The organism is Halomonas sp. PGE1 (genome assembly GCF_013000985.1).
GTDB classification, from domain to species: Bacteria; Pseudomonadota; Gammaproteobacteria; order Pseudomonadales; family Halomonadaceae; genus Halomonas; species Halomonas alkalicola.
Genome location: NZ_CP053032.1, coordinates 3493773 through 3510601, shown reverse-complemented (window position 1 = coordinate 3510601; position 16829 = coordinate 3493773). Strand labels below are relative to the sequence as shown.

The following is a 16829-nucleotide window of genomic DNA, read 5'->3' as shown; positions in this document are numbered from 1 at the left end:
GCCGGGCACCCCGATGTCTTCTTCGATCCATGACGTCAGCCGCCGTGCCTTCGGGCCGGCGGCCTTTGCGCTCTGTCTGCTGCTCGCTCCGTCGGCCCATGCCGACGACGAGGGCTGGCTGGAGGTCACCGCCGACAACGGTCGGCGGATCGCCTCGCTGCCGATGCCCGAGGGCGAGGCCTGGTGCCTGGAGTGGAACCACTCCGTGGCCGGCTTTCCCGTGCAGGACTGCTATCGCCACCGCGATGGCCTGATGGTGCTGGAGCGCAGCCACCAGCCCGACTTCGCCGCCGGGCTCGGCCACGTGCCCGGCCGGGGGCGGCAGGTCTCCGACGGCGAGGGCGGCTACTGGATCGAGGAGATCGACGAGCCGGTGCCCGGCAACCGCTATCGCCTCCGGGTCGGATCCCCGGAGGTCAATCATCGACTGCTGCACGAGGGCCGCCGGCTCAGCCTGAGCGACCAGGCCGCCGGCGAGCGGGTGACGATCCACCTGCGCACCTCGGCATCCACCTCCTGACGAGACGCCCATGAGCGAATCCGCCAAGCCCACTGTCACCGCGCCCGACGTCACCGTGCCCGGTGGCAACGCCATCCAGGCGCGTCCCATCCTCTGGCTGATCACCCTGGTGGCCGTGGGGCTCTCCCTGTTCCAGCTCTATTCGGCCGGCATCCAGCCGCTGGGACTCTTCTACCAGCGCAGCATCCACCTGATGCTGATCATGGTGCTGGCCTTCCTGATCTTTCCGGTCTTCGGCCCCCACCGCAAGCGCGGCGTGCTGGGCTGGACCATCGACTGCCTGTTCCTGGCCGGGGCCCTGCTCACCGGCGGCTACCTGGTGATCTACCTGGACGAGATCTTCCGCCGTGCCGGGTTCTGGAGCCAGACCGACATCATCGTCGGCTGCATCGCCACCCTGACCGTGCTGGAGGCCAGCCGCCGCGCGGTGGGCCTGGGCATGACCATCATCGGTGCCGTGGCCATCCTCTACGCCTTCGCCGGCCCGCGGGGCGAGCTGCCGTGGCTCGGGCAGTGGCTGCCCGGCATCCTGGAGCATCGCGGCTACAACATCGACCGTGTGGTGGGCCAGCTCTACCTGGGCCAGGAGGGCATCTTCGGCCTGCCGCTGGGCGTGGCGGCCACCTACATCTTCATCTTCGTGCTGTTCGGCGCCTTCCTCGAGATCACCGGCGCCGGCAAGTTCTTCATCGACCTGGCCTACGCCGCCACCGGACGCCAGCGCGGGGGGCCCGCCAAGGCGGCGGTCATCGCCTCCGCCGGCATGGGCTCCATCTCCGGCAGCGCCATCGCCAACGTGGTGACCACCGGCGCCTTCACCATCCCGCTGATGAAGCGCCTGGGTTATAAGCCCAAGCAGGCCGGGGGCATCGAGGCGGCGGCCTCCACCGGCGGGCAGATCATGCCGCCGCTGATGGGCGCCGGCGCTTTCCTGATCGCCGAGTACACCGGGGTCTCCTACCTGGAGGTGGTCAAGGTCAGCGTGCTGCCGGCGATCATGTATTTCGCCACCGTCTATCTCTTCGTACACATCATCGCCCTCAAGCAGGGCATGCAGGGCATGGCCAAGAGCGAGCTGCCCCAGGTGCGCGAGGTGATGAAGGAGGGCTGGCACTTCCTGCTGCCGCTGGGCGTGCTGGTGTGGCTGCTGGTGATGCACATGTCGCCCATGCGGGTAGGCTTCTACGCGGTGGTCACCATGCTGGCCGTGGCCGTGCTGCGCTACGCCATCTGGTTCCTGTTCGTCGCCCCGCGCCAGGGCGAGAAGGTGACCCTGGCCCGGGTCGGGTCCGTGGTCTGGGCCGGCTGGGTGAAGCTGGTACAGGGCCTCGAGCTCGGCGCGCGCAACGCCGTGGCGGTCTCCATGGCCTGTGCGGTGGCGGGCATCATCGTCGGCATCGTCGGCCTGACCGGGCTCGGCCTGAAGTTCTCCGCCATGATGCTGGCCTTCTCCGGCGGCAACATCGTGCTGGCGCTGATCCTGGTGCTGCTGGCCAGCCTGGTGCTGGGCATGGGCCTACCGGTCACCGCCAGCTACATCGTGCTGATCGTGCTGGTGGGCCCGGCGCTGACCGCCGAGTTCGGCATCCCGCTGCTGATCGCCCACCTGGTGGTGTTCTGGTACTCCCAGGACTCCAACGTGACGCCCCCCATCGCGCTGGCCGGCTTCGCCGGGGCGGCCATTGCCGGCTCCAAGCCCATGGAAACCGGCTTCCAGGCCTGGAAGTTCGCCAAGGGGCTCTACCTGATCCCGATGTTCATGGTCTTCAACCCGGAGATCATCATGGGCGGGCCGTTGCACGTGCTGGCCTGGAACGGGTTGATCGCAATACTCGCCCTCGGGGCCTTCGCCGCGGCGCTGGAGGGGTATCTGTTCACGCGGATGTCGTGGCTGCCGCGGATCGCCATCGCCGGCGCCATCGTCGCGGTGTTCTGGCCGAACTTCCTGGTGGAGGCGATCGGGGTGGCGGTGATGATCGTGGCCATCGGCGGCAACTGGATGGCCAGCCGGCGCGAGGCCGAGCTGTCCGGATAGTCAAGGTGACGGGGGAGGGCCGCGCGGCTAGAATGTGCGGCTTTCCTTTCCGCACTCTTTTCCGCACAGAGGCCGTTGCCGAGGAGCATCCATGCAGTCCGAACAGTCGCCGAAGGTTGGCGTGATCATGGGGTCGAAGTCCGACTGGCCGGTGATGGAACACGCCGTGGCGATGCTCGAGCGCCTGGGCGTTCCCTTCGAGACCCGCGTCGTTTCCGCCCACCGCACGCCGGACCTGCTGTTCGACTACGCCAAGTCCGCCGCCGAGCGGGGGCTCCAGGTGATCGTGGCCGGCGCCGGCGGCGCCGCCCACCTGCCGGGCATGGTGGCCTCCCAGACCGCGCTGCCGGTGCTCGGCGTGCCGGTGGAGTCCAAGGCGCTCAAGGGCCTCGATTCACTGCTCTCCATCGTGCAGATGCCCGGCGGCATCGCCGTGGGCACGCTCGCCATCGGCAAGGCCGGCGCCACCAATGCCGGCCTGCTGGCGGCCCAGATCGTCGGCCTGCAGGATGCGGCGGTGCGTGGTGCGGTGGAGGCGTTCCGTGCCGAGCAGACGCAGACGGTGCTCGACAACCCCGATCCCCGTCCCGAGCCCTGATAGCCCAGCCCTGATAGAGAGACGAGTGAGGAGAAGGTCGTGGAAAAAGCCATGAACATCGGCGTCCTGGGTGCCGGCCAGCTCGGCCGCATGCTGGCCCTGGCCGGCTACCCGCTGGCCAACCGCTTCACCTTCCTCGATACCACCGGCCACCCCAGCGCCGGGATCGGTGAGGTCCTGATCCACACCGACCAGCACCATCTGCTCGATGACTTCCTGGCGAAGGTGGATCTCGTCACCTACGAGTTCGAGCACCTGCCGGTCTCCCTGGTCCAGGCCATCGAGGAGGTCAAGCCGGTCTATCCCTCCAGCGAGGCGATTCGCGTCTGCCAGAACCGCGCCGAGGAGAAGGCGCTGTTCGACCGCCTGGGCATTCCCACCCCCAGCTACCGCCTGGTGGCGCACGCCGATGAGCTCGAGGCCGCGGCCCGGGAGCTGGGCTGTCCGGTGGTGGCCAAGTCGGTCACCGAAGGCTACGACGGCAAGGGCCAGGCGGTGATCCGCGACCCCGCCGAGGCGGCGGAAGCCTGGCGCGCCATCGGCCATCCCAGACTGATCGTCGAGGCCTTCGTGGAGTTCGTGCGCGAGGTGTCGATCATCGCCGTGCGCGGCCGCGACGGCCAGGTGGTCTTCTACCCCATGGCCGAGAACCAGCACGTGGACGGCATCCTGCGCTACTCCGTGGCGCCCATGCCGGACCTGGACGACAGCGTCCAGCAGACCGCCGACGGCTACATCCGCGCGCTGCTCGACGAGCTCGACTACGTGGGGGTGCTGACCCTGGAGCTCTTCCAGTGCGCCGACGGCAGCCTGCTGGCCAACGAGATGGCGCCCCGGGTGCACAACTCCGGCCACTGGACCATGGACGGCGCGGTGACCAGCCAGTTCGAGAACCACCTGCGGGCCATCCAGGGCCTGCCGCTTGGCGATACCGCGGCGCGGATGCCCACCTGCATGGTCAATGTGATCGGCCGCGAGGGGAACCCGGCGGCGATCCTCGCCCTGCCGGACGCCCACTTGCACCGCTACGACAAGAGCGAGCGCCCCGGGCGCAAGCTGGCCCACGTCAACCTGCTGGCGCCGACCCACGAGGCGCTGATGGAGCGGGTGCGCGCCTGTGCGGCCCTGCTGCCCGAGGCCCCGGCGCCGCGCTTCAGCTTCGAGCAGACCGACTGAACGGCGCTCCCCATCGGTAACGCAAGCGGCCCCGCCAATCTGGCGGGGCCGCCTGCGTTTCGGGGGCAGCGAATCCTCAGGCCCCGATGATGCCGCCGTCCTCCCGGGTAATCACCAGGGTCGCCGAGCGCGGGATGGCGCTGCCGCCCTCCGGCCAGTGGCTCACCAGCTCGCCTGCGGCGAAGGCCTCGGCCTCGGTGGTGGCGCCCGGATGCTGGACGTTGACGAACATGGTGCGCTGGTCCGGGGTGGTCACCACGCCGGTGATCTCCTGACCGACGGGCCCGGTGAGGAAGCGCCGGATCTCGCCGGTCTCGGGGTTGGCGGCCAGCATCTGGTTGTTGCCGAACACCTCGAAGATGCCGGTGTTCATTACCGACTCGCTGATATCGGTCTGGATCCACACCCGGCGGTCGGCGTCGATCCACAGGCCGTCGGGGCTGGCGAAGATGGCGTCCTGGTCCAGGGGCTCGCCGGCGAGGTCGCGGCTGTCGTCGCCGTCCCCGGCCAGCACGAAGAGGTCCCAGGCGAAGCGGGTGCCGGCGTGGCTGCCCTCTTCCTGCCAGCGGATGATGTGCCCGAAGTGGTTCTCGGCGCGGGGGTTGGCGGCGTCCTCGTCGCCCGCCTCGCGGCGGGTGTTGTTGGTCAGGGTGAAGTAGACCTGGCCGGTGGCCGGGTCCACCGCGCCCCACTCGGGGCGATCCATCCTCGTGGCGCCGGCCTGGTCGGCGGCGGCGCGGGTGTTGACCAGGATATCGGCGAGATCCGCGAAGCCGTTCTCCGGGGTGAGGCCGTTCTCGCCCGGGGCCAGGGCGAGCCACTCGCCGCGGCCATCCTCGTGGAACCTGGCCACGTAGAGGGTGCCCTCGTCGAGCAGGGAGCCGTCGGCAGTGGCGGCGTGGTAGGGGCGGGCGGAGACGAACTTGTAGATGTACTCGAAGCGGGCGTCGTCGCCGGAGTAGGCCACCACCGGCTGGCCCTCCACCGCCGGGGCGAAGATCACCCCCTCGTGGGCGAAGCGGCCCAGGTGGGTGCGCTTGACCGGGGTGGCTGCCGGGTCCATGGGGTCGATCTCCACCATCCAGCCGAAGGCGTGGGGCTCGTTGCGGTAGTCCTCGGTGGGAGAGGCGCCGCGGCTGCTGGCGTCGAAGCGCACGTACTGGTCGGCACCGCTCGCCGCCCGGTGCCACTGGTAGCGGCCGGTGTCGCGGGTCTGGATGCCGTAGCGGGCCTGACGGCGATCGATCTCGGCGTCTGCGTTGGCGAAGTAGCCGGCCCAGTTCTCCTCGGCCGCCAGGTAGGTGTTCCAGGGGGTGACGCCGTGGGCGCAGTTGTTGAGGGTGCCGCGGGTCATGGTGCCGTCCGGGCTGTACTTCGTCACCACATGCTCGGTGCCGGCCACCGGGCCGGCCAGGCGCATCGGGGTCAGGCCGGTGATGCGGCGGTTGCGGGCGTCCTCCACCACCTGCCACTGGCCGCTGTCGTCCTCGCGGATGCGCACCACGCTGACGCCGTGGGCGTTGAGCTCCTTGAGCACCTGGTCGTCGTCGCGGCTGCCGTCGGCGTTCTGGGGGAAGCCGTTGCGATCCAGGGCGAGGCCCGCGGCGGCCGCGTGCAGGAAGCGCGGCTCCACGTACTCGTGGTTCATCACCAGCAGGCCGTCCCGGGAGCTGCCCTCCAGCGGGAAGAAGTGCATGCCATCGTGGTGGCTGCCCACCTGGTGGGCCTGGGCCTCGCCGCTGGCGCCAGGCGACCAGGCGGGCATGTTGCCGCTGATCGGGGTGCCCATGGGCAGGATGGCGCTGACCCGGTAGCCCTCGGGCACCACCACGCTGTCGGCGGCGCTGACCGGCACGGCCTTGAAGCCGAGGGAGGGAGCCGCGGCCCTGCCGCCGCCGGCGGCGAAGGCGCTGCCGAAGGGCAGGCTGGTGGCCATGGCGCCGGCCACGGCGGCGGCGAGGCTGCCTCGCAGCATGGCGCGGCGGCTGATGCGGGCCTCGAGGATATCGCCGAAGTAGCCGTTGGCGGAGGGGTTGCTCATGGGCTCGTCGCCGTCGGCGAGAACGGTGTCGACGTGGCCGGGATGCTGGTGCTGGGTCATGGGGGCTCTCCACGGATGAGGATGGGTATCTCGGTGGGAGAGCTTGCCCCGGCGGGGTTACATCAGCGTGTATGAATGAAGTCGGTTCGATGACGGCTGCGTGGCTGATCCGAATCAAGTGTCCGTCGGTTAAAGGCCAGTGAGCTTGAAGGCTGGCGCCGATCGACGACACTGACAGTCAGTCGGTGAAAGGGGAGGGAGCATGCAACGACGGCTGAAAGCGGGCGATATCGTGCTGATCGCGGCACTGCTGCTGCCGCTTGCGGTGGCGCTGCCGCGGTTGGGTGGGCTCGCCGGCCCGCCCGAGCTGTGGCTCACCTGGGTAGGGAAGGTAACCGGCATCCTGGGGCTCGCCATGATGCTGCTGGCCGGGGCGGTGAGCTGCCGGGTGCCGGGCTTCGATCGTCCCTTCGGGGGGCTGGCGCGGCTCTGGCGCCTGCACCACTGGCTGGGCTTTGCCGCCTTCATCCTGGTGATGGTCCACGCCCTGGCGCTGGGGCTCGCCGCGGTGCCGGCCTCCCTGGACGCCGCGGTGGCGACCCTCTTTCCGCCGCTCTCCCATGGGGCCATCTGGCTCGGCTGGCTGGCCTGGACGGCGCTGGTGGTCTTCCTGGCGCCCACCTTCGACTTCTTCGGTCAGCCCCACTACCAGCGCTGGAAGCGCCTGCACCTGGTCTCCGCGGCGGCGCTGCTGCTGGGGCTCTGGCACGCCCTGCTGCTGGCCGGCGAGGCCTGGCCCTGGTGGCTGCTCGGCATCGCCGGGCTCGGCGCCATCGCCTGGCGCAAGGGCTTGGCGCCCGGGCGGCGCCATCCCTATCGCGTCGAGGAGGTGGTGCCCCTGGCCCGGGGCGTGGTGGAACTGGTGTTGCGCCCCGAGGGTGGCGGCATCCGCCACGAGGCGGGGCAGTTCGTCTACCTCTCGCCGCTGGACGAGACCCTTTCCGCCGGGCGCGGCGAGGAGCACCCCTACACCATCGCCTCGGCGCCCGCGGATGGGCGCCTGCGCATCGGTATCAAGGACCTGGGCGACGCCAGCCATGCCCTGCAGACGGTGACCCCCGAGACCCGGGTGCTGATCGAGGGCCCCTACGGGGAGTTCTTCGGGCGGCGTTTCCCCGAGCGTGACATGCTCTGGCTGGGGGGCGGCATCGGCATCACCCCCTTCGTGGGCGGCGCCCGCGACCTGGCCTCCGGGGCCGAGGTGGCGGGTCGGGTCCAGCTGATCTATCTGGCCAGAGACGAGTCCCGGGCCTACTACCGGGAGGAACTCGAAGAGATCGCCGGGCGGGTCGAGGGGTTCACCTTCACCCGGCACTACTCCCGGGAGCAGGGGCGCATGACCGAAGCCTTCCTGCGCGAGCACTGCCCGGACTTCATCGAGCGGGAGATCTACCTCTGCGGCCCGCCAGCCATGAACGCCCACCTGCAGCGGCTGCTGGCCGAGCAGGGTGTGCCCGCCTCACGCATCCACAGCGAGGTCTTCGATTTCCTATGAACATCAACAAGATCGCCTGCTCTGCCTTCATCGCCTTCGTGGCGAGCCTGGCCACCCTGGTCTCGATCCAGGCGCTCTCGAGCAGTGAGCGCGACGCAGCCGACGACGACGCCCTGGATCCCATCACCCTCGGCGAGCTGGCCGAGCACGACGGCGCCGAGAGCTGCTGGAAGGCCATCCATGGCCGGGTCTACGACATCACCGACTACGTGCCCGACCACCCCACCGACGAGGCGGTGATCCTCGAATGGTGCGGACGTGAGTCCACCGAGGGGTGGGACAACAAGCGCCCCGGTGTACCCCACAGCCCGCGGGCCGAGGCCATGCTCGAGGCGTACCTGATCGGACGCCTGGTGGATGAGGAGGGCGAGCCCCTCGAACCCGAGGCGGCGGCCCCGACCGAGGAGGGCGAGGCCGACAGCGACCCGGCGCGGCTCTCGCCCGCCGAGGACGAGCGCCTGCACCGGGCGCTGCTGGGGCTGCCGCTGGATGGGCGCTACCGCGGCGTGTTCGGCGACGGCGGCGAGATGCAGGTCAACGTCCAGTTCGACCTGCGCGATGGCACTCTCTCCAACATCGGCTATCGCCACCTGGCCTATCGCGGCGTCGACTACCGCCGGCTGGACGAGGACGACGACCTCTATCCGGTATGGGAGCAGCACCAGCAGCTCGTCGAGGCCCTCGAGGGCCAGCCGCTGACCGCCATCTTCGCCCTATACGAGCCGGAACGGCTGGCCGAAGACATCGACGGCTACAGCGGCGCCACCCTGCGCGGCAACAAGGTCCACTCCGCCTTCCGCGACGCCTTGAACCGCGGCGTCTACAGCTGGCCCTGAGACCGGGTCAGCCGAGCCCGCCGGCGAGCCACAGCCACAGCGCGATCAGCGCGAAGTGGCCCGGGTACCAGGCCAGCCACAGCCGGCGCGGCATCGCCCGGGGCACCCCCGGCGCCAGGCGATGGGCGCCGGCCGCCAGCCACAGGGCCGCCACGCAGGTGGCCACGGTGAAGGACTTGGCCAGGTCGGTGGCGTTCATCTGCCCGGCCACCACCAGCACCGGCAGGGCCAGGGCGGCCGCCGCCAGGCGTTCGGCGAGGGGCTCCCCGGCGCGGTGCAGGTGGTACATGGCGAGCATCAGGAGCGGCACCAGCAGCAGCCCCTCGTGGCCATACTCGACCCAGTGGCCGAGCAGGGCCCAGACCGTCAGCGAGGCCAGCCCCCCGAGGGCCAGCCAGCGGCTTTCGAGCTCGCCGCTGCGATAGCGGGCGAGCAGCTCGCGCAGCCCGGCACCCCAGGCGAGCCCCGCCGCCAGGGTGAAGCAGACGTTGAGCAGCAGGGCGTCCGAGGCGCGGGGCATCAGCATGAAGGGCAGCTGGGCGACCAGGCCGATCACCAGGATCCGGCGCGCGTAGCGCAGGGGGTTGCGGGTATTGAAGAGCCCGTGCCAGGCCACCATGGCCGCGAACAGCGGGAAGGCGATGCGGCCCAGCGACGAGCCGGCCCAGTCGAGGTTCCACGCCTCGGGCAGCACGTAGCGGGTCAGATGGTCGAGGGTCATGGTGGCCAGCGCCAGCCACTGGCCCCAGCCGGTCCAGGTGGACGCGGGGCGGGCTGCCACGGCGCGGGTGCCGGGGGCGATACTCTCGTGTGAGGTGTTGCAGGGGGCGTCGGTATGGCGGGTTGTCGGTGAGGTCATCCTGTCCTCTCGGTGTTTATCCACACCGGGAAGACAGGCCTTGGCCTCGAGAGTTCCGCAAGGCTCGTCGCGGTGGCCGGCCCCGGAACGCAAGCGGCCTCGCGAAGGCGAGGCCGCTTGCCGCTCATGGTGTGCCGAGAATCACTCGTCGCCGAAGTAGCGCTCGAAGATCTCGTCGTAGGTGCCGTCTTCCTTCAGGGTGGCCAGGGCCTCGTTGAAGCGCTCGGCGAGCGCGGTGTCGCGCTGGCGGAAGGCGATGCCGAACCCTTCGCCGAAGTACTCCTCGGGCTCGGTGACCATCTCGCCGACCACATGGTAGTCGCCCTCTTCGCTCTGCAGCAGGGTGGCCTGGCCGACCACGTACTCCAGGAAGACGATGTCCAGGCGCTGGGCCTGCAGGTCCAGCACCATGTCATCGGCGGTGGAGTAGCGGTTGATGGTGGCGATGCGGCCGTAGTTGTCGGTGGCGTAGTTGTCGTAGGTGGTGCCGCGCTGCACGCCGATGCTCTTGCCGGAGAGGGTCTCCTCGCTGATCTCCTCGATCGCGCTGCCCTCGGGGGCGAACCAGGCGCCCGGGATGGTGATGTAGGAGTCGGAGAAGAGCACGGTCTGGCGGCGCTCGTCGTTGATCGACATGGAGGACATGATGGCGTCGTAGTTGCGCGCCAGCAGGCCCGGGATGATGCCGTCCCACTCCTGCTCGATCCACTCGCAGGTCACGCCGATCTCGGCGCACAGGGCGTTGCCCAGGTCGATGTCGAAGCCGGTCAGCTCGCCGTCGGCGCCGCGATACTCCATGGGCTCGTAGGGCACGTCGACGCCGATGCGCACGTGGTCGTAGTCGCGCGCCTGGGCGGTGCCGGCGGCCATGGCCACGCCGAGGATCGAGACGGTCAGCAGTTTCTTCATGGAGGAGCTCCTGATGATGAGAGATGGCACCCTGCGGGTGCCTACCGGGCAGACTCTAGCCCAGCCGCCGCGGGGCCGAAAGCCCCGGGCGGCGGAATTTCCAACGGGTGTTTGACGCTGGCGCCACGGCCGCTGTCCGATGCCGCCCGCGGCGGAGGGGGTGGTCAGCTCTGGGGCCTCAGGTGGGCCAGCAGCCGCTTCTCCAGCCAGCGGAAGAAGTAGAGGATGGCGAAGGTCAGGCAGAGATAGATCGCCGCCACGAACAGGAAGGCCTCGAAGGGGGCATAGAAGCGCGCGTAGACGAAGCGCGCCGCCCCGGTGAGGTCCATCAGGGTGACCACGCTGGCGATGGCGCTGGCGTGGAGCATGAAGATCACCTCGTTGCCGTAGGCGGGCAGGGCGCGGCGGAAGGCGCTGGGCAGGATGATGCGCCGCATCATCAGGGCGTCCGACATGCCGTAGGCCCGCGCCGCCTCGATCTCGCCGCGGGAGGTCGCCTTGATGGCGCCACGGAAGATCTCGGTGGTGTAGGCGGCGGTATTCAGGGTGAAGGCGATCAGCGCGGGGTAGAAGGCCTCGCGCAGCAGCGGCCACAGGAAGGTCTCCTGGATGCCGTCGAAGAAGACCACCCCGTAGTAGATGATGTAGAGCTGGATCAGCAGCGGCGTGCCGCGAAACACGTAGGTGTAGGCGTAGATCGGCAGGCTGATCCAGCGCCGGTTCGAGCTTCTGCCGATGGCCAGGGGCACCGCCAGCACCAGGCCGACCACCAGCGACAGGAACACCAGCTGGGTGGTGGTCACCAGGCCATCCCAGTAGTAGCCGAGGGTCTGGGGCGTGAAGATGACGTTGCCGGCCAGCAGGTCGTGGAACCAGGTCGTGAGGGCGTCCATCTCAGTGGCCTCCGAAGCCGACGTTGTAGCGCTTCTGGAGCCTGGCGAAGAGCCACTCCGAGACGCTGGCGATCAGCAGGTAGACCGCCGCCACCGGGATCAGAAAGGTGAAGGGCTCGTGGGTGGCCCGGGAGGCCTCGGCGGCCACCCGCACCATGTCGGAGAGCCCGATCACCGAGACCAGCGCGGTGGTCTTGAGCAGCACCATCCAGTTGTTGGAGATCCCCGGCAGGGCGTGGCGCATCATCTGCGGGAAGCGGATGCGCCGGAACACCAGCCAGGGCGTCATGCCGTAGGCCTTGCCGGCCTCGATCTGGCCGTGGTCCACCGCCATGAAGGCGCCGCGGAAGGTTTCGCCCATGTAGGCGCCGAAGATGAAGCCGATGGTGATCACCCCGGCGGCGAAGGCGTTGAGGTTGACGTACCAGTCCAGCCCGGTGCGGTCGTAGAGGGCATCGGTAACCACGTTGAGCGCCATCTGGCCGCCGAAGAAGAGCAGCAGCATCAACACCAGGTCCGGCACGCCGCGGATCACCGTGGTGTAGAGGGTGGCGAGGCGGTTCAGCAGCCAGCTGCGAGACATCCTGGCGCTGGCGGTCGCCAGTCCCAGCAGGATGGCCAGCGCCAGCGACAGCACCGCCAGCTGCAGGGTGACGCCGGCGCCTTCCAGCAGCCGTGGGCCGTAGCCATGAAGATCCAGCATAGTGCTCTCCCGCTCAGTACTTGGGGGCCAGGAACTGCTTCAGGCGCGGTGATTGCGGGTTGCCCAGCACCTGGTCCGGCGGGCCCGCCTCCTCGACGAGCCCCTGGTGCAGGTAGATCACCTGGCTGGAGACGTCCCGGGCGAAGCCCATCTCGTGGGTCACCACGATCATGGTGCGCCCCTCGTCAGCGAGTTCGCGCATCACCTTGAGGACATCGCCGACCAGCTCCGGGTCCAGCGCCGAGGTGGGCTCGTCGAACAGCATCACCTCCGGGTCCATGGCCAGCGCCCGGGCGATGGCGCCGCGCTGCTGCTGGCCGCCGGACATCTGGGCCGGGTAGGCGTCGGCGCGGGCGGTCAGGCCCACCCGCTCGAGCAGCGCGCGGGCCTGCTCGATGGCCTCCTTCTTCGGCTTGCCGAGCACATGCACCGGGGCCTCGATGATGTTCTCGAGCAGGGTCATGTGGGCCCAGAGGTTGAAGCCCTGGAAGACCATGGAGAGCTTGGCCCGCATGCGTACCACCTGCTTCCAGTCGGCGGGCTCGCGGCCGTGGCGGGTCTGCTTGAAGCGGATCTCCTCGCCGTGGACGATCAGGTCGCCCTCGTCGGGCTGCTCGAGCAGGTTCATGCAGCGCAGGAAGGTGCTCTTGCCGGAGCCGGAGGCTCCGATCAGGGTGATCACGTCGCCCTTGTGGGCAGAGAGCGAGAGCCCCTTGAGCACTTCGGTATCGCCGAAGCGCTTCTTGATGTTGCGGACTTCCAGCGGAATCGGGGTTTCGGCCATGGTATGGGCTCCGGGTCAGGGTCGCCGCGGCGACACGCCGTGGGTAAGCGGCGCTTGGCAGGGGCGATGCCAGCGGCGCATCCGCCCTCCGAGTGGTGTGAGAGGGCGAGATGGGATGCGGCGCGGGTCCAGTGCTGATCGGCAAAGGGGCAAGATTTTACCCTCCCGTTGTGGTTGTTATAAGGGTTTTTCTGCTGCCGATGCTTCCCGGGGCCTCGGCGGGCCGCCGGCCTCAACCCGACGGCGGTGGCTCGGGGTGCACCAGCAGGGCGGCGCGGGCGCCGATCTCCACTCCGGCGTTGGGAAAGACCACGGCCAGCGGTGCCTCGCCGACCCGGGTCTCGCCGGCCTGGCCATCCTCGGCGAGCAGGGTGCCCGGCGGGAAGGCCGTGAAGTTGGGCGTATCGTCGGGGAAGGCCAGTCGAAACGCCGCGGACTCCCGCATCAGCTCATGCGCGACCCGGAAGAAGGCCATGCGCTCGGGCGCTGCCGCGGGGGGCTCGCGCCCCTCGAGCAGCGCCGCCAGCAGCACGCCCATGGGCGCCAGCGGTGCCAGGTCATTGTGCCCGAAGGGCAGGGCGCGGCCCAGCTCCAGGGTGAAGGCCTGGGCGCCATGATAGTGCTTGCTGTAGTGGGAGAAGGTCCAGCTGTGGCGGTGCTGGTGGAGCACCGCCTGGATGCCGGCGGCGGCGAGCCAGCGCCACTGCTCGGCGGTGACCGCGGTGCGCTCGGTATAGGGGCTGACCACGAAGCGGGGGTAGCGGCTGTCGCGGATGGCGGTGTGCAGGTCGTAGTGCAGCCGTGGCAGCGTCTCGTGCCGGGTGAAGAAGGCGTCCACCGCGGCCATCAGCTCCCGCGCCCGGTCGGGCTCCATGCCCTGCTCGTCGAGCTCCCGGCGGAAGAGGCGGTTGAGGTTGGTGCCCACGTAGCGCACCCCCTGGTGGGTCGCCTCGGGGTTGCCGAGCAGCAGCAGCACCGGCGCGCCGAGCACGAGTTCGCCGGCGGCCAGGCGGGCGAGCAGCGCCGCGAGCAGCTCCATGGGGGCGGTCTCGTTGCCGTGCACGCCCACCGAGAGCACGCCGGCCCGCGCCGCCGGCCCGGGCCTGTCGGGCTCAAGCGCCAGCATTCCGTGGCCGAGACAGCGGAAGTGGCCGCCGGGGAGCCGGCCCTGCTCGGGAAAATCTGCCTCCTCGATGCTGGCCTCGAGCCAGCTCGCGAGCCCCGGGGACGGGGACATGTCGTGACGGGACACGCTATCGGGCCTCCTCGCGCCAGGGGTCGCAGGCCTCGCCCTGCTCCACCTCGATCAGCTCCTCCACCGGGAAGGCCAGCGCCTCGGCGCGCTCCACCAGATCGCGGTAGGTGGCCTCCGGCAGGGTCGGGGTGCGGGCCAGGATCCACAGGTAGTCGCGGTCCGGGCCGGCCACCAGCGACCACTGGTAGTCGTCGTCCAGGGCCAGCACGTTGTAGCCGCCATAGAAGGGGCCGAAGAAGCTCACCTTGAGCCGGCCCACATCCTCGTCGCCGATGAAGTAGGCGCGCCCCTCCGCCTCGCTGACCTCGCCCTCGGCGAGCTTCACGCCGCGGTTGAGCACCCGCACCCCGCCGTCGTCGCGCAGCGAGTAGTCGGCGGTGACGCAGTCCAGCCCGCGCTCGAAGGAGTGGTCGAGCCGCGCGATCTCGTACCACTGGCCCAGGTAGCGGTCGAGCTCGAAGCCGGTGACCGGCTCGGTGCCCTTGGGGATGCCGGTGCAGCCGGCCAGCAGCAGGGCGCTGGCGCCGAGGAGGGCAGGGCGAGAGGGGAATGGCATGGGGTGACTCCTTGTCGTGGTGCCGGCGGCGATCGGCTGTGACCTTGGCAGGATGGGGCAGGGCGCGGAGTCAGGCTAGACTGGCCGCCCGACCCGCGCCAGGAGGCCGCCATGCCCGACCACGCCCGTGATCACGATGCCCGCGTACTCAATGAGCACTATGATGCCCTCGCCGCCGGGGGCGAGGAAAGCCTGCTGGTGCGTCTTCAGGCGGCCTTCCGCGCCGCCGGGTGCGACCCGGACGCCCTGACCCTGGACGAGATCGCCGGGATCGACCAGCTGCACCTGGGCGGGCGGGCCGCCAGCCGTTCCCTGGCGGTGTTGGGCGAGCTCTGCGCCGGGCAGCGGGTGCTGGACGTGGGCTGCGGCACCGGCGGGGCCAGCCGCCTGCTCGCCGACGAGTTCGGCTGCGAGGTGGTCGGCGTCGATATCACCGCCGCCTTCATCGCGGTGGCCGAATGGCTCAGCGCGGCCACGGGGCTGTCGGGCCATACCCGCTTCCTGTGCGCCGATGCCGTTCGCACCCCGCTGGCGGATGGCGCCTTCGACGTCATCTGGTGCCAGCATGCGCTGATGAACATGCCGGACGTGCCCGGGGTGCTGGCGGAGTGGCGTCGCCTGCTGGCGCCCGACGGCCGGGTGCTGCTGCATGAGGTGGTGGCCGGCGACAGTCCCGAACCGCTGGCGCTGCCGGTGCCCTGGGCGCGCACGGCGGCGACCAGCCACCTGCAGCGCCGCGAGACCCTCGAGGCGAGCCTTGCCGCGGCGGGCTTCGAGCCGCTCTGCGTGCGCGATGTGACCGACGAAGCCCTTGCCTGGCGCCAGAAGCACGGCCGCCGCGAGGCGGGGGAGGCGCCGGCCCGGCGTCTTCCGGGGCCGGCGCTGATCTTCGGCGAGGAGTTCGCCGAGATGGGGCGCAACCTGCGCGACAACCTGGCCGCCGGCAGGGTGCGTATCCTCGAAGGGGCATGGCGCCTGGGCTGATGACGCTCGGGCAGGCTCAGCTCTCGAGGCGCGCCGCGATCGCCCGGCCCAGGCTCTCGGTGGTGCCGCTGCCGCCCACGTCGGGAGTGAGCACGCTCCTGTCGCCCTCGGCCAGCACCGCCTCGAAGGCGCTGACGATGGCGTCCGAGGCCTCCCTGTGCCCCAGGTGCTCGAGCATCATGGCGCCGGACCAGATCTGGCCGATAGGATTGGCGATGCCCTTGCCCGCGATATCCGGGGCGCTGCCGTGGACCGGCTCGAAGAGGCTCGGGAAGGTGCCCTCGGGGTTGATGTTGGCCGAGGGGGCCACGCCGATGGTGCCGGTGCAGGCGGGGCCCAGGTCGGAGAGGATGTCGCCGAACAGGTTGCTGGCCACCACCACGTCGAACCAGTCGGGGTGCATCACGAAGTTGGCGGTGAGGATGTCGATATGGAACTGGTCCACGGCCACGTCCGGATAGCGCTTGCCCATCTCGGCCACCCGCTCGTCCCACCAGGGCATGGTGATGGCGATGCCGTTGGACTTGGTGGCCGAGGTGAGCTTCTTCCGCGGGCGCGAGGCGGCCAGCTCATAGGCGAACTTCAGCACCCGGTCGGTGCCGTGGCGGGTCATCACCGTCTCCTGGATCACCACCTCGCGCTCGGTGCCCTCGAACATCTTGCCGCCGACGCTGGAGTACTCCCCCTCGGTGTTCTCGCGCACCACGTAGAAGTCGATGTCGCCGGGCTTGCGGTCCGCCAGGGGGCTCTTGATGCCGGGCAGCAGCCGGCAGGGGCGCAGGTTGATGTACTGGTCGAAGCGGCGACGGAACTGCAGCAGCGAGCCCCACAGCGAGACATGGTCCGGCACGGTGGCCGGCCAGCCCACCGCGCCGTAGAAGATGGCATCGAAGTCCTTCAGGGTCTCGAACCAGTCGTCGGGCAACATCTTGCCGTGCTCGGCGTAGTAGTCGCAGCTGGCGAAGTCGAAGTGCGCAAGCTCCAGGGCGATGCCGAAGCGGCTGGCGGCGGCCTCGAGGGCGCGCAGCCCCTCGGGCATCACTTCCTTGCCGATGCCGTCACCTGGGATCACGGCGATTCTGTGGGTCATGTCGGGCTCCATCGATTTCCGGGGGGAGGAACGAA

Annotated in this window: 16 protein-coding genes; 7 read left to right on the top strand and 9 right to left on the bottom strand. The window is 69.9% G+C overall.

Annotated elements, in window-relative coordinates; translation table 11 throughout:
• The first annotated feature begins 13 nt into the window (after positions 1-13).
• The 4 genes from HIR79_RS16465 (at position 14) to HIR79_RS16450 (ending at position 4329) form a co-directional block, all read left to right on the top strand.
• Entirely contained in the window at positions 14-520 is a 507-nt protein-coding gene (locus tag HIR79_RS16465) for a DUF1850 domain-containing protein (RefSeq protein WP_169959168.1), read from the top strand.
• 10 nt (positions 521-530) lie between these two features.
• Positions 531-2555 (top strand): TRAP transporter permease, encoded by a 2025-nt coding sequence (locus HIR79_RS16460; RefSeq protein WP_169959167.1) that lies wholly within the window; start codon positions 531-533, stop codon positions 2553-2555.
• A gap of 91 nt (positions 2556-2646) precedes the next feature.
• Complete coding sequence (purE, locus tag HIR79_RS16455) at positions 2647-3153, top strand: 5-(carboxyamino)imidazole ribonucleotide mutase (RefSeq protein ID WP_169959166.1); 507 nt, start codon at positions 2647-2649, stop codon at positions 3151-3153.
• A gap of 51 nt (positions 3154-3204) precedes the next feature.
• A complete protein-coding gene (locus HIR79_RS16450) occupies positions 3205-4329 on the top strand; it encodes a 5-(carboxyamino)imidazole ribonucleotide synthase (RefSeq protein ID WP_169959165.1) in 1125 nt (374 codons plus the stop codon).
• Between the two features lie 76 nt (positions 4330-4405).
• Here the strand turns inward: HIR79_RS16450 and HIR79_RS16445 are convergent, their stop codons facing one another.
• Positions 4406-6430, bottom strand: a complete 2025-nt coding sequence (locus tag HIR79_RS16445) for a PhoX family protein (protein ID WP_169959164.1) — start codon at positions 6428-6430, stop codon at positions 4406-4408.
• A gap of 202 nt (positions 6431-6632) precedes the next feature.
• On the opposite strand from HIR79_RS16445, the gene HIR79_RS16440 reads away from it, so the two are divergent.
• Both HIR79_RS16440 and HIR79_RS18700 read left to right on the top strand, forming a co-directional pair.
• Positions 6633-7925, top strand: coding sequence for a ferredoxin reductase family protein (locus tag HIR79_RS16440; protein ID WP_169959163.1), 1293 nt, complete (start codon positions 6633-6635; stop codon positions 7923-7925).
• Positions 7922-8761, top strand: a complete 840-nt coding sequence (locus HIR79_RS18700) for a cytochrome b5 domain-containing protein (RefSeq protein WP_169959162.1) — start codon at positions 7922-7924, stop codon at positions 8759-8761. Before HIR79_RS16440 ends, HIR79_RS18700 begins: the two co-directional genes overlap by 4 nt.
• 7 nt (positions 8762-8768) lie before the next feature.
• Here the strand turns inward: HIR79_RS18700 and HIR79_RS16430 are convergent, their stop codons facing one another.
• The 7 genes from HIR79_RS16430 to HIR79_RS16400 form a co-directional block, all read right to left on the bottom strand.
• Complete coding sequence (locus HIR79_RS16430; RefSeq protein ID WP_169959161.1) at positions 8769-9620, bottom strand: TraX family protein; 852 nt, start codon at positions 9618-9620, stop codon at positions 8769-8771.
• 141 nt (positions 9621-9761) lie between these two features.
• A complete protein-coding gene (locus HIR79_RS16425; protein WP_169959160.1) occupies positions 9762-10529 on the bottom strand; it encodes a transporter substrate-binding domain-containing protein in 768 nt (255 codons plus the stop codon).
• 164 nt (positions 10530-10693) lie between these two features.
• The gene (locus HIR79_RS16420; RefSeq protein WP_169959159.1) at positions 10694-11422 is read right to left on the bottom strand and encodes an ABC transporter permease; all 729 of its coding nucleotides are present in this window, start codon (positions 11420-11422) and stop codon (positions 10694-10696) included.
• A gap of 1 nt (position 11423) precedes the next feature.
• Complete coding sequence (locus HIR79_RS16415) at positions 11424-12125, bottom strand: ABC transporter permease (RefSeq protein WP_169959158.1); 702 nt, start codon at positions 12123-12125, stop codon at positions 11424-11426.
• A 13-nt stretch (positions 12126-12138) separates the two neighbouring features.
• Positions 12139-12909: an ABC transporter ATP-binding protein gene (locus HIR79_RS16410; protein WP_169959157.1), complete on the bottom strand. Its 771-nt coding sequence runs from the start codon at positions 12907-12909 to the stop codon at positions 12139-12141.
• A 232-nt stretch (positions 12910-13141) separates the two neighbouring features.
• The gene (locus HIR79_RS16405) at positions 13142-14146 is read right to left on the bottom strand and encodes a succinylglutamate desuccinylase (RefSeq protein ID WP_169959635.1); all 1005 of its coding nucleotides are present in this window, start codon (positions 14144-14146) and stop codon (positions 13142-13144) included.
• 16 nt (positions 14147-14162) lie between these two features.
• Positions 14163-14720 carry a lipocalin family protein gene (locus HIR79_RS16400; RefSeq protein ID WP_169959156.1) on the bottom strand — a complete coding sequence of 186 codons (558 nt, stop codon included), beginning with the start codon at positions 14718-14720 and terminating at the stop codon, positions 14163-14165.
• Positions 14721-14831: 111 nt separating this feature from the next.
• Between HIR79_RS16400 and HIR79_RS16395 the strand changes: the two genes are divergently transcribed.
• A complete protein-coding gene (locus HIR79_RS16395; RefSeq protein ID WP_169959155.1) occupies positions 14832-15704 on the top strand; it encodes a class I SAM-dependent methyltransferase in 873 nt (290 codons plus the stop codon).
• 16 nt (positions 15705-15720) lie between these two features.
• Here the strand turns inward: HIR79_RS16395 and HIR79_RS16390 are convergent, their stop codons facing one another.
• On the bottom strand, positions 15721-16794 hold the full coding sequence (locus HIR79_RS16390; protein ID WP_169959154.1) for a tartrate dehydrogenase: 1074 nt from the start codon (positions 16792-16794) through the stop codon (positions 15721-15723).
• Between the last annotated feature and the right edge of the window lie 35 nt (positions 16795-16829).

Coding starts and splice junctions, on each gene's coding strand:
- HIR79_RS16430 (WP_169959161.1), bottom strand. CDS start 9,620: ATGACCTCACCGACAACCCGCCATACCGACGCCCCCTGCAACACCTCA.
- HIR79_RS16400 (WP_169959156.1), bottom strand. CDS start 14,720: ATGCCATTCCCCTCTCGCCCTGCCCTCCTCGGCGCCAGCGCCCTGCTG.
- HIR79_RS16420 (WP_169959159.1), bottom strand. CDS start 11,422: ATGGACGCCCTCACGACCTGGTTCCACGACCTGCTGGCCGGCAACGTC.
- HIR79_RS16395 (WP_169959155.1), top strand. CDS start 14,832: ATGCCCGACCACGCCCGTGATCACGATGCCCGCGTACTCAATGAGCAC.
- HIR79_RS16465 (WP_169959168.1), top strand. CDS start 14: ATGTCTTCTTCGATCCATGACGTCAGCCGCCGTGCCTTCGGGCCGGCG.
- HIR79_RS16405 (WP_169959635.1), bottom strand. CDS start 14,146: ATGTCCCCGTCCCCGGGGCTCGCGAGCTGGCTCGAGGCCAGCATCGAG.
- HIR79_RS18700 (WP_169959162.1), top strand. CDS start 7,922: ATGAACATCAACAAGATCGCCTGCTCTGCCTTCATCGCCTTCGTGGCG.
- HIR79_RS16450 (WP_169959165.1), top strand. CDS start 3,205: ATGAACATCGGCGTCCTGGGTGCCGGCCAGCTCGGCCGCATGCTGGCC.
- HIR79_RS16440 (WP_169959163.1), top strand. CDS start 6,633: ATGCAACGACGGCTGAAAGCGGGCGATATCGTGCTGATCGCGGCACTG.
- HIR79_RS16415 (WP_169959158.1), bottom strand. CDS start 12,125: ATGCTGGATCTTCATGGCTACGGCCCACGGCTGCTGGAAGGCGCCGGC.
- HIR79_RS16425 (WP_169959160.1), bottom strand. CDS start 10,529: ATGAAGAAACTGCTGACCGTCTCGATCCTCGGCGTGGCCATGGCCGCC.
- HIR79_RS16460 (WP_169959167.1), top strand. CDS start 531: ATGAGCGAATCCGCCAAGCCCACTGTCACCGCGCCCGACGTCACCGTG.
- purE (WP_169959166.1), top strand. CDS start 2,647: ATGCAGTCCGAACAGTCGCCGAAGGTTGGCGTGATCATGGGGTCGAAG.
- HIR79_RS16390 (WP_169959154.1), bottom strand. CDS start 16,794: ATGACCCACAGAATCGCCGTGATCCCAGGTGACGGCATCGGCAAGGAA.
- HIR79_RS16445 (WP_169959164.1), bottom strand. CDS start 6,430: ATGACCCAGCACCAGCATCCCGGCCACGTCGACACCGTTCTCGCCGAC.
- HIR79_RS16410 (WP_169959157.1), bottom strand. CDS start 12,909: ATGGCCGAAACCCCGATTCCGCTGGAAGTCCGCAACATCAAGAAGCGC.